Annotated in this window: 1 protein-coding gene (cut by a window edge); it reads right to left on the bottom strand. The window is 68.6% G+C overall.

The window, feature by feature from the left end:
• Positions 1 to 103 precede the first annotated feature (103 nt).
• Positions 104 to 12,809, bottom strand: partial view of an amino acid adenylation domain-containing protein gene (locus tag P7C00_RS11715; protein ID WP_404939098.1) — the 3' portion only. Its footprint extends 2,030 nt past the window's final position; 12,706 of the gene's 14,736 nt are visible here — the last part of the coding sequence; its start codon lies off the right edge, out of view; the stop codon is at positions 104 to 106.

The following is a 12,809-nucleotide window of genomic DNA, read 5'->3' as shown; positions in this document are numbered from 1 at the left end:
GAGCCCCCTTACAGAACACCGTGCTGCCGTAGTGAGCGGTGTTCCAGATGAATGAAACGCTGTCAGCCAACGGCGGGCACCCGGCCCACCGCCGCATCCGGGTTCATGACACAGCCTCCCCCTGGGGCAGCGACTGCCCGTCGCGCCACCAGGCCGCCAGATGCTGGACGTTGGGGGCCTTGAGCAGGCTGAAATGGTTGCCCGGTCCCTGCCACACCCCCAGTTCCGTCACCTGCCGGCGCCAGCCCTGGACCATCGCCTCCTGCTCGCGCAGGTTGCCGGCGGCATCCAGGCGCGGATCGTCCGCCAGCACCAGGCGCACCGGTCCTCGGTAAGGGCGTTGCGGCTGGTAGCGGGTCCGCAGGGCGCTGGCGAAGGTTCGCGCCGGCCCCTGCATCGCCCGCGGATCGGCACGCTGGGACAGCAAGCCGACCCGGACCATGCCGGCATGCAGCAGGTGCATCTGCATGCCGTCGTCCTCGGCGGCAAACAGCTGCGGATCGATGCCCAGGCTCTGGCCGCAGGCCAGTTGCATGGACTCGATCAGCCGCAACAGCGCGGCCGTGCTGGTGTAGGGCCGCCCCACCACGCCGTTGCCTCCCGGGGCCTCGCTGTCGATCAGGGTCAGGGAGGCCACTTCGCGGCCTGCGGCCTGCAAAGCCCCGGCCATCTCGAAGGCGACCCAGCCGCCGAAGGAGTGGCCGATCAGGTGCAGCGGCCCATGAGCAAACTCCTGCTCGATGGCTTGCAGGTAGTAGCGCGCCGCCGCCTCCACCTGGGTGTGAGGCACACCGTGGCCATCCAGGCCCCGAGCCTGCAGGCCGAAGATCGGCCAGTCCGGCCCCAGGGCTTCGGTCAGGCCAATAAAGCCGGTGACGCTGTCGCCGGCCCCCGGCACACAGAAGATCGGCGTCTGCCCGGAGCGCCCGCTCTGGATCCGCAGCAACGGCTGATGGGGCGTTGCCCCGGTGCCGGCAGCGACCCGGGCCTGCTCGATGGCCTGGCTCATGGCCTGGCCCAGCTCATGGATGTGCGGCGCCTTCATCATGCTCAGGTGATCCCCGGGCACGCTGATGCAGTGCAGGCGTTTGCCCGGCAGCACCTCGCCCCAGCCCAGGGTCGGGCTGCGCCGGGACAGCTCGGTGGGCCGCTGGGCGGCGCAGAACAGGTGCACCGGCACGCCGATTGGGTGCAGGCGGTAATGGGCCAACGCATGGCCGTGGGCCACCTCGCGGTCCAGGTAATGCCCCAGCGTCTCGGGAGCCGCGCTTGCCAGTTGCTCGAACAGCAGGCCCTGTTCCCGGCAACGTTGCAGCAGGCCGGGGAAGTCCAGGCTGTGCAGTTCCTGGCGCAGCTGTTCGACGACGGCCAGCGGTTGCACTCCCGCCGCGCCCTGGGCGCTCCAGTAGGCGCTGCACTGCAACAGCAGGTGCTGCTTGCGGGCATCATTTGCGGACCAGCGCGCCTTGCCCTGGTCGGTCAGGCGTGGCACATAGCTGTCGATCAGGCCGAGGAACTCCACCTGCTGATCCTGCCCCAGCAACTGCTGGGCGATCTCATAGGCCAGCACCCCACCGAAGGACCAGCCCGCCAGGCGATACGGCCCTTCGGGCTGGACCCGACGCATGACCTCCAGCAAGCGTGTGGCCAGACACTCCAGGGTGCGCAACTGCGGCTGGCCAATGGCGATACCCGGCAGGCCGTAGATGGGGAAGTCCCCTTCCAGGTGCTGCCCCAGTGCCGGGAAGTAGGCGTCCAGGCCGGTGAACTCATGCACCAGGAACAGGGCCGGACCGCTGCCGCCGCTGCGCACCGTGACCCACTCGGGGTCCTGTTGCGGGGTCGCCGGGCGCGCCTCCAGCAAACGCGCCATGGCGGCCACACTGGGGTGCTGGAACAACTGCGCCAGGCTCACTTCGAGCCCGGCCTGTTGCAGGCGGTTGATCAGCTGGATCGCCAGCAGCGAATGCCCGCCGTGTTCGAAGAAGTGCTCGTGGCGCCCTACTTGATCAAGTTTCAGCACCTGCGCCCAATGGGCCGCCAGGGTCTGCTCCAGGGGCGTTTGCGCCGCTTCAAAACACGCCGTGACCTGCGCCGCGGGCGTCGGTGCCGGCAGCGCATTGCGGTCCAGCTTGCCGTTGTTGGTCAGGGGCAGTGCCTCCAGACGCACATAGGCCTGGGGCACCATGTACTCCGGCAGTTGCTCCAGCAGGTGGTTGCGCAAGTCTTCGACGGCCGGCTCCGGCACCTGTGGCTGCACGCTGTAGTAGGCCACCAGACGCAAGTCCCCGGGCGCCTCCTCGCGCACCAGGACCACCCCATCGCGCAATCCGGGGAAGCTCGCCAGACGCGCTTCGATCTCCCCCGGTTCGATACGCAAACCACGGATCTTCACCTGCTGGTCGTTGCGCCCGAGGCATTCCAGCAGACCGTTCTCCTGCCAGCGCCCCAGGTCGCCGGTGCGGTACATCAGGGGTTCGGGCTCAGAGCTGAACGTTTCAGTGCTGAAGGGATCGGGGAGGAACTTCTCGGCGCTCAGCTCAGGCCGATTCAAGTAGCCCTTGGCCACGCCCTGGCCGCCGATGTAGATCTCCCCCACCACGCCGATGGGCAGCGGCTGGCCCTGGGCATCGAGGATGTAGACGCTGGTGTTGGACAGCGGCCGGCCGATGGGCACGCTGTCGGCGTCGGCCGCCAGGGCCTCGGGCTCATGGGTCACCGCGAAGGTGGTGGTTTCCGTCGGTCCGTAGCCATTCACCAGACGCAGGCCGGGCACCTCGGCCTGCATCCGCCGGAAGGCCACCGGGTCGGCCCGCTCACCACCGCACAGGAGCATGCGCAGGCCACTGAACGCCTGGGGCATCAGCTGCACGTACTGGTTGAACAGGCTGGTGGTGAGAAACAGCAGCGTGACTCCGCAGGCCTTCAGCAACCCGGCGAAGGCCTCGGGGTCCAGCAGCGTCTGGTGGTCCACCACCACGACCCGGCCGCCGTTGAGCAAGGGCCCCCAGACGTCCATGGTGCTGGCGTCGAAGGCCGGGTTGGAGGCAAAGGCCACCCGGTCCCCGGGGTTGAAATCGGCGTAGCCGTTGTTGATCACCAACCGGGTGATGGCCCGGTGCGGCACCAGCACGCCCTTGGGCACGCCCGTGGAGCCGGAGGTGTACATGATGTAGGCCACCGCCTCGGAGGACTGGGCCAGGGCCGGGTTGTGCCCCGGCAAGCGGTCCAGGCGCAGGCGATCCAGCTCCACCCGCAGCAGCTGCGCCCCCAGCTGTGGGTCACCCGGCGGCGCCACCTCGGGGGCCACCGCCGCGTGCGCAAGCAGCACCCTGGCGCCGCTGTCCTGGAGCATGAACACCTGGCGTTCGGCGGGGGCGTTGATGTCCAGCGGCACATAGGCCGCGCCGCACTTGCTGGCCGCCAACTGCGCCAGCAAAAGGTCCAGGGAGCGTGGCAACAGCAGCGCCACCCTGTCCCCCGGCTGGACCCCGAGCCCCAGCAAGTGATGGGCCAGCTGATTGGCCCGGGTATTGAGCCGGGCATAACTCAGCACTTGCTCGCCATGGACCGCCGCCACCTGCTGGGGATGGGCCAGCACCTGTTCCTCGAAGCGCTGGTCCAGGGTCTGCCGGCGTGGATAGTCGCGGACGGTGGCGTTGAAGTTCACCAGCACCTGCTGACGCTCGGCAGCCGGCAGCACCGGCACTTGGCCGATGGCCAGATCGGGCGTCTGCTCCAGGGCCTGCAGCAGGTTTTCCAGGGCCTCGTGCAGGTAGTTGCAAATGCGCCGGGCATCGATGCCCGCCACCACGGCGGTGAGCATGAAGCCATCCCCCAGGTCGTCGATGCTCAGGGTCAGGGGGTAGTTGCTGCGCTCCTGGGCATTGAGCAACTGCACGCCCTCCCAGGCAGCGCCGGCTTGCCCGGACAGGCCGGCCGACGGCGCGCTGTGACGGTAGTTGAGCAGGCTGCTGAACAGCGGCGTACCCGCCTCCACTGCGCTGCAACGCTGCACCAGGGCCAGGGGCGCCTGTTCATGGCCCAGCAGTTGCGCCAGGCGTTCATGGGTGGCCAGCAGCGCATTGCGCACCGGCAGGTCCCCCAGGTCCACCCGCAACGGCAAGGTGTTGATGAACACCCCCAGGGCCCGTTCGGCGCCCTCGCCGCCCTGCATCCGTCCCAGCAGCACGGTGCCGAATACCACCTGCTGCTGGTTCGCCAGGCAGCCCAGGACCCGGCCCCAGGCCAGGTGCATCAGGCTCGCCGCGCTGACCCCCAACTGCCGCGCCTGCAAGCGCAGGCGCCGGCTCAACAGGCGGTCCAGGGGTTGGCGCGCCTCGCTGAGCGGCGCGCTGGCGCCCTGCACTTCCTGCAAGCCCAGGGGCAGGGTCGGTTGCTGGATATCACCGAGCATCTCGCGGAAGAAGGCTTCATGTTCCGCTTCGCCGATACCCAGTCGGGCCTGGGCCACGTAGTTGCGATAGGGCACGGCGTCACCCAGCCGCTGCTGCTGACCGAGGAGGAAGGCCTGCAGTTCATGCTGCAGCACCTCAAGCGCCACGTGATCCATCACCAGGTGATGGAACAGCAACAGCGCCACCAGCCGCTGGTTGACCGGGTCCCGGGCGTAGACCAGGCGCAACAGCGGCGCCCGGGCAATGTCCAGGCGATAGTGCGTGCTGTGAAAGCGCGCCTGCAACTGACCGAGGATGTCGCCCTGACCCGGGTCGAGGACGATTTCCTCACCCTCCAGGGGCGCCTGGCGCCAGACCACTTGCAGCGGCTCGTCCAGCCCTTCCCAGAGCACCGCGCTGCGCAGGATGTCGTTGCGTTCGATCACCCCCTGCAAGGCCCGGGCAAAGGTTTGCAGGCGTGGCACCGTGTCGAAGGCAAACTGCGCCTGCAACACATAGGGGTCGCCCTGGCCGGCGGCCAGATGGTGAAACAGGATGCCGGCCTGCAACGGCGCCAGGGGGTAGATGTCCTGGACGTTGGCGGTGCCGCCGGGAACCGTGGCCACCACCCGATCGATGGCCGCCTGATCCAGCGTCAGCAACGGCAGCAGCTCAGGGGTGATGCGCGGGCAGTCGCGGTAGATCAGGTTGGCCGGCACCTGCACTTCACGGCCACGGCCCACGGCGGCGGCCAGGGCCGCCAGGGTCGGCTGGCCAAACAGCACCCGCACATCGGCCGAGAGCCCGGCCCGGCGCATGCGGCCGATCAGGCTCACCGCCAGCAGTGAGTGGCCGCCCAGTTCGAAGAAATGATCGTGACGCCCCACCCGCTCGACATTGAGCAACTCGGCCCAGAGCCCGGCCAGGAGGATTTCCACTTCGCCCACCGGCGCCTCGTACTCGCGCACGCTGGCCGCCTCCAGCCCCGGAACCGGCAGGTCCTTGCGCGCCAGCTTGCCGTTGGGGCTCAAGGGCAGCGCCTCCAGGTGCACGAACAGCGCCGGCACCATGTAGTCCGGCAGGTGCTCCAACAGCGCCTGACGCAACTGCTCCACGGCCAGGGCCGGGTGCCCGGCGGCGCAGGTGTAGTAGGCCACCAGGCGCAGATCCCCGGGCACGTCCTCCCGGGCCAGGACCACCGCTTCCTTGACCCCGTCCAGCTGGGTCAGGCGGGCCTGGATTTCCCCCAGTTCGATGCGCAGGCCACGGATCTTCACCTGATCGTCGTTGCGCCCCAGGTACTCGAGAGTGCCGTCGGCCCGGTAACGGCCCAGGTCGCCGGTGCGGTAAATGCGCGCGCCGGGCGCATCGCTGAACGGGTCCTTGAGGAAGCGCTCGGCGGTCAGCTCATCTCGATTGAGGTATCCCCGGGCCACCTGTACCCCACCGATGTACAACTCGCCCACCACCCCCAGGGGCACCGGTTGCATCTGCCCGTCCAGCAGGTACATCCGGGTGTTGGCGATGGGCTTGCCGATCGGGGTGTTGTCCGGGGTCTCGGCCAACGGTCCGGCGCAATCCCAGGCGGTGACGTCCACCGCCGCTTCGGTGGGGCCATAGAGGTTGTACAGGGCGACCTGCGGCAACTGCTGCTTGAAGCGCCGTACCAGGCTGCCCGGCAAGGCCTCGCCGCTGCACATCACCTGGCGCAGGCCGCCGCAGTCCCGGGTATCGCCATAGGCCAGGAACACATCGAGCATCGACGGCACGAAATGCACGGTGCTGATGCCTTCATCGCGGATCACCTGGCGCAGGTAGGCCGGGTCCTTGTGCCCTTCGGGCCGGGCCATCACCAGCCGTGCACCGGTGAACAGCGGCCAGAAGAATTCCCAGACCGAAACGTCGAAGCTGAAAGGGGTCTTTTGCAGCACCGCGTCGGCGGCCGTCAGGCCGTACTGCTCCTGCATCCACAGCAGGCGGTTGACCACCGCCCGGTGCTCGTTCATCGCGCCCTTGGGCTGGCCGGTGGAGCCTGAGGTGTAGATCACATAAGCCAGGTGCCCCGGGGTCAGCCCGTTGACCCGGGGATTGACCCGGGGCTGGCGCTCCCAGAGTGGCTGGTCCAGGTCTACCAAGGGCACTGTCGGGCTGCCCGGCAGCTCCCGGGTGGCGCCCTGGACCAGCAGCGCCTGGGGCGCGCTGTCCTGGAGCATGTAGGCGATGCGTTCTGCGGGGTATGCCGGGTCGATGGGCACATAGGCACCGCCGGCCTTGAGGATCGCCAGCAGGCCGACGACCATTTCCAGGCCGCGCTCGACACAGATCGCCACCCGACTGTCCGGGCCCACGCCCAGGTGCAGCAGGTGCCCGGCCAACTGGTTGGCCCGCTGGTTGAGCTGGCGATAGCTCAAGCGCTGTTCACCGGCCTGCACCGCCAGTGCTTCGGGGCTGCGCAGTACCTGGGCCTCGAACAAGCCGTGCAGGGTCTGCTCCAGGGGGTAGTCCCGGGCGGTGGCGTTGAAGCCGTGCAGCAGTTGCCGGCGTTCGCCGGCATCCAGCAGCGGCACCTGCTCCAGCAGCGTCTGGTCGTCCGCCACCATGGCCTGCAACACCCGCTGCAGGTAACCGACATAACGCCTCATGGTCGACTCATCGAACAGCGCCGTGGCGTACTCCAGGCTGCCTTCGATCCGGTCCTGCACCTCCCCCAGGCTCAGGGACAGGTCGAACTTGGCGAAGTGGCTGGCCTCGTGAATGGCTTCCAGGCGCAGGTCCCCCAGCACCAGTTGCGGCCCGTCGCCGTTCTGCCAGGTCAGCAGGGTCTGGAACAACGGACTGTGGGACAGGCTGCGCACAGGACGCAGGACTTCCACCACCTGCTCGAACGGCAGGTGCTGATGGGCCTGGGCTTCCAGGGTCCGGGCCTTGACCTGGGCCAGCAAGGCCTCCACTCGCGGCGCGGCCCCCAGGTCCAGGCGCAGGGCCAGGGTGTTGACGAACAGGCCGATCAGCCCTTCGACCTCGGCGCGCATGCGGTTGGCCACCGGGGTGCCGATCACCACTTCGGCCTGCCCGGACAGCCGCCCCAACAGCAGCCCCCAGGCCGCCATCAGGGTCATGTACAAGGTGGTGCCATGGCGCTGGCTCAAGGCCCGCAGCCCGGCCGTCAAGGCAGCATCGAGGCGCACTTCGACGCTGCTGCCGGCGTAATCCTGCTGGGCTGGCCGCGGCCGGTCGCCGGGCAGCATCAGCAAGGGCGGCGCGCCCTCCAGGGCCTGGCGCCAGTACTGCGCCTGCTGCTCCAGCACCGCGCCGCTGAGCCAGCGCCGCTGCCAGTGGGCGAAGTCGCTGTATTGCACCGCCAGCGGCGGCAGCGGATCGGGCAGACCGCGGCTGAAGGCGGCGTACAGCGCCACCAGCTCACGGGTCAGCACGCCCATGGACCAGCCATCGCTGACGATATGGTGCAGGGTCAGCAGCAACACGTGATGATCGTCCGCCAGGCTGATCAGGCGCCCGCGGATCAGCGGCCCGCGCTGCAGGTCGAAGGGCGCCGAGGCCTCCCCTTGCACCAGAGCCTGCAAGGCTTCGTCGGCCTGTGGATGACCCCGCAGGTTCTCCAGCAGCAGGCCCAGCCCCGCCTCCACGGGTGCGATCAGCACCTCGGCCTCGTCGCCGTACTGGGCAAATCGGCTGCGCAGGGTTTCATGGCGCGCGACGATACGCTCCAGAGCCCGTTGCAGGGCATCGCCGTCCAGCTGCCCGCGCAAGCGCAGGCCAATGGGAATGTTGTAGGCGGTATTGGCCCCCTCCATCTGCGCCAGGAACCACAGACGCTGCTGGGCGAAGGACAAGGGCAACGGCTGATTGCGCGGTGTCGGCAACAGGTCCGGCAGGCTGCTGCGCTCGGCCCGTTCCAGGGCCTGGGCCACGGCGCTGAGCTGGGCATTGGCGAACAGCTCGGCCAGGGCCAGCTCCACCCCCAGGCGCTGGCGCACCTGGGACAGCATGCGCATGGCCAGCAGCGAATGCCCTCCCAGTTCGAAGAAGTGATCGTGACGTCCGACCTGCTGTACTTGCAGCAGCTCGCTCCAGATCTGCGCCAGGGCGATCTCACTGGCGCCCTGGGGGGCCACGTAGTCCCGGGTCAGCAGTGCATCGAGCTCGGGCCGGGGCAGCGCCCGCCGATCCAGCTTGCCGTTGGCGGTCAACGGCAGCGCCTCCAGGCCCACGTAGGCCAGCGGCACCATGTACTCGGGCAAGTGCCCGAGCAATTGGCTGCGCAACGCCGCCGGGGTCACGGTGACGGCCCCGGTCGCGGTGAAATAGGCCACCAGGCGGGTCTGCCCCGGTCGATCCTCCCGGGCCAGCACCACCGCTTCCTTGATCCCGGGCAACCGGTTGAGGCAGGTCTCGATCTCCCCCAGCTCGATGCGCACGCCACGGATCTTCACCTGTTCATCGTTACGGCCCAGGTACTCGATGCGTCCGTCCGCCCGCCAGCGAGCCAGGTCGCCGCTGCGGTACATGCGTGCCCCGGGCCGGTCACTGAAGGGGTCCTGGAGAAAACGTTCGGCCGTCAGCTCGTCGCGATTGAGGTAACCCCGGGCCACCCCGGCGCCCCCCACATAGAGTTCACCGGCCACACCGATGGGCACCGGCCGCTGCAACTCATCGAGCAGGTAGATCCGCGCGTTGGCGATGGGCCGGCCGATGTCCAGGGAACCGCCGGCTTGCATCAGCCCGGAGGTCGCCACCACCGTGGCTTCGGTGGGGCCGTAGTTGTTGATCACGGCGAAACTCTGCGGCTGGTTGAACTGCCGCAGACGGTCGCCACCGATCAACAGGGTGCGCAGCGTCGGATGCCCGAGCGGCTGACTGAAGGCGTATTCCGCCACGGGAGTGGGCAGGAAGCTCAGGTCCAGGGGCTGGGCTCGCCACCACTGCAGGAGCTGGTCGAGGTCCTGGTGGCCGATGCTGGCCGGCGGCAGGTGCAGGGTGGCGCCGCCGCACAGGGTCGGCCAGAACTCCCAGGCCATGGCATCGAAGCTCAGGCCGGCGACACAGGAAGCATGGCGCCCCGGTCCCAGGTCGAACGCCTGGCAGTGCCAGTCCACGAGGTTTTCCAGGGTGCCGTGTTCCACCATCACCCCCTTGGGCAATCCGGTGGAGCCGGAGGTGTAGATCACATAGGCCAGATGTTCGCTGCACAGCCCGGGCACTAGGGGATTGGCCAGGGGCTGCTGGTGCCAGTCCGGCTGCTGCAGATCGATCACGGCAACCGGTGGATCGCCCACCTGGGCGCGGGTGTCTTCCTGCACCAGCACGGCCAGGGGCGCGCTGTCCTGCAGCAGGTAGGCGATACGCTCCGGCGGATGGCTCGGATCGATGGGCACATAGGCGCCACCGGCCTTGACGATCGCCAGCAGACCGACGGCCAGCTCCAGGCCCCGCGGAACACAGATCGCGACCCGGGTATCCGGGCCCACACCCAGCCCGCGCAGATGGTGGGCCAGTTGATTGGCCCGGGCATTCAACTGGCTGTAGCTCAGGCGCAGCTCCCCGGCCTGCACCGCCGTGGCATCGGGTTGCTGGCCGGCACGAGCCTCGAAGCGCTGGTGCAGGGTCATGCCTTTGGGGTAGTCCTGCGTACTGGCGTTGAAGGCCTCCAGAACTTGCCGGCGTTCGCCGTCCTCCAGCAGTTGCACCTGGGCCAGAGGCTGTTGCTCATCCACCACCATGGCCTGCAGTACCTGCACCAGGTAGCCGACATAGCGCTGCACGGTCGCTGCATCGAACAAGGCGCTGGCGTAGTCCAGGGAACCACGGATCTGCCCCTGGCTTTCTCCCAGGCTCAGGGTCAGGTCGAACTTGGCCACCTGACTGGCCCCGGCCACGCCTTCGAGTTTCAGCTCACCGAGCACCAGGTCCTGGGCGAAATCGTCGACCCAGGTCAGCACCACCTGGAACAGCGGGCTGTGGGACAGGCTGCGCTGGGGCCGGACGATCTCCACCACCTGTTCGAAGGGCAGGTCCTGATGGGCCTGGGCCTCGAAACTGCGGGCGCGGACCTGGGCCAGCAAGGCGGCAACGCTCTGCCCGGCATCCAGGTCCAGGCGCAGGGCCAGGGTGTTGACGAACAGGCCGATCAGCCCTTCCACCTCGGCGCGCATGCGGTTGGCCACGGGAATGCCGATCACCAGATCGGTCTGTCCCGAGAGGCGCCCCAACAGCAAGCCCCAGGCCGCCAGCAAGGTCGTGTACAGGGTGCAGCCATGGCGCTGGCTGAGGCGCTTGAGCTGGGCGCTCAGCGGCCCGTCGAGGAGAATCTCGCCGCTGCCCCCGCTGAAGTCCTGTTGCTGCGGCCGTGGCCGGTCGCAGGGCAGCATCAGCAAGGTCGGGGCATCGGCCAGGGTCTGGCGCCAGTAGTCGCCCTGCTGTTGCAAGACCTCGCCACTGAGCCAGCGGCGCTGCCACAGGGCAAAGTCGCTGTACTGCACCGCCAGGGGCGGCAGTGGGTCCGGGCGGCCCTGGCTGAAGGCTTCGTAAAGGGCCACCAGCTCCCGGGTCAGCACCCCCATGGACCAGCCGTCGGCGACGATGTGGTGCAAGGTCAGCAGCAGCACATGATGATCGTCCGCCAGGGCCAGCAAGCGCCCGCGGATCACCGGCCCGTGCTCCAGGTCGAAGGCCTGGGCCGCCTCGACCCGAACCCGCTCGGTCAGGTTCCGGGGTGTGTCCCGCAGGTCTTCGAACCCCAGTTCCAGGGCCTCTTCGATGGAGCCGATCAGCACCTGGGGTTGGTCTTCGCAGCGGACAAAACGGCTGCGCAAGGTGGCGTGCCGAGCGACGATGGCCTGCAGCGCCTGTTGCAGCGCCGGGCGATCCAGGCGGCCGCGCAGGCCCAGGCCGATGGGGATGTTGTAGGCACTGCCGGCGCCGTCCATCTGCGCCAGGAACCACAGGCGTTGCTGGGCAAAGGACAGTGGCAGGTCATGGTCCTGGGACGCCGGGAAGATCTCCGGCAACTGGCTGCGTCCGGCCCGGTCCAGCACCGCCGCCACCGCGCAGAGCTCGGCATTGGCGAACAGCTCGCCCAGGGCCAGCTCCACCCCCAGGCGCTGACGTACCTGGGACACCATGCGCATGGCCAGCAGGGAGTGGCCGCCCAGTTCGAAAAAGTGATCGTGGCGCCCGACTCGCGGCAGGTGCAGCACCTCTTTCCAGATATCCGCCAGGGTGGTTTCAGTGGGCCCCCGGGGCGCCTGGTACTCGCGGCTGAACAAGGCCGCCTGATCCGGCGCCGGCAGCGCCTTGCGGTCCAGCTTGCCGTTGGCGGTCAGGGGCAAGGCGTCAAGCTGCACATAGGCCATCGGCACCATGTAGTCCGGCAGTTGCGCCAGCAAGTGAGCCCGCAGATCCGCCACCGACAGCGCCGCAGAACCCTCGTGCACAGTGAAATAGGCCACCAGCCGCGGGTTGCCCGGCTGGTCTTCGCGGACCAGCACCACCGCTTCCTTGATCCCGGGGAACGGGTTGAGGCGGCTCTCGATTTCCCCCAGCTCGATGCGCACGCCACGGATTTTCACCTGGTCGTCGTTGCGCCCCAGGTACTCGATACGCCCGTCCGCCAGCCAGCGGGCCAGGTCGCCGCTGCGGTACATGCGCGCGCCGGGCTGGTCGCTGAAGGGATCGGGGAGAAAGCGCTCGGCTGTCAGTTCGTCGCGATTGAGGTAACCCCGAGCCACCCCGGCGCCCCCCACATAGAGCTCGCCCGCCACGCCGATGGGCACCGGGCGCTGCTGTTGGTCCAGCAGGTAGATCCGTACGTTGGCCACGGGCCGGCCGATGTCCAGGGAACCGCCCGCGGCTATCGGGCCGGACGTTGCCACCACCGTGGCTTCGGTGGGGCCGTAGTTGTTGATCAGGGCAAAACGCTGCTGATGGCTGAACTGGCGCAGACGGTCACCGCCGATCAACAGGGTGCGCAGGGTCGGGTGTTGCAGTTCCTGGCTGAAGGCGTACTCGGCCACCGGGGTCGGCAGGAAGCTCACCTCCAGGGGCTGGGAACGCCACCAGGCGAGCAAGCCATCCACGTCCTCGCTGCCGTCATGGGCCGGCGCCAGGTGCAGGGTGGCGCCGACGCACAGGGCCGGCCAGACCTCCCAGGCCATGGCGTCGAAGCCGAACCCGGCGAGGCTCGAGGTGTGGCTGCCGGCGTGCAGGTCGAAGGCCTGGCAGTGCCAGTCCACCAGATTGCACAGGGTCTGGTGTTCCACCATCACCCCCTTGGGCAGGCCGGTGGAGCCGGAGGTGTAGATCACATAGGCCAGATGGGCCGGGGTCAGCCCCGCCACCTCGAGATTGTCCTGGTCCTGGTCCTGCCAGAGACGCGGGTCGAGCTCGATCACC

Source organism: Pseudomonas sp. JDS08PS003, from assembly GCF_045013505.1.
GTDB lineage: Bacteria > Pseudomonadota > Gammaproteobacteria > Pseudomonadales > Pseudomonadaceae > Aquipseudomonas > Aquipseudomonas protegens_B.
This window is presented reverse-complemented; position numbering and strand designations above follow the sequence as displayed.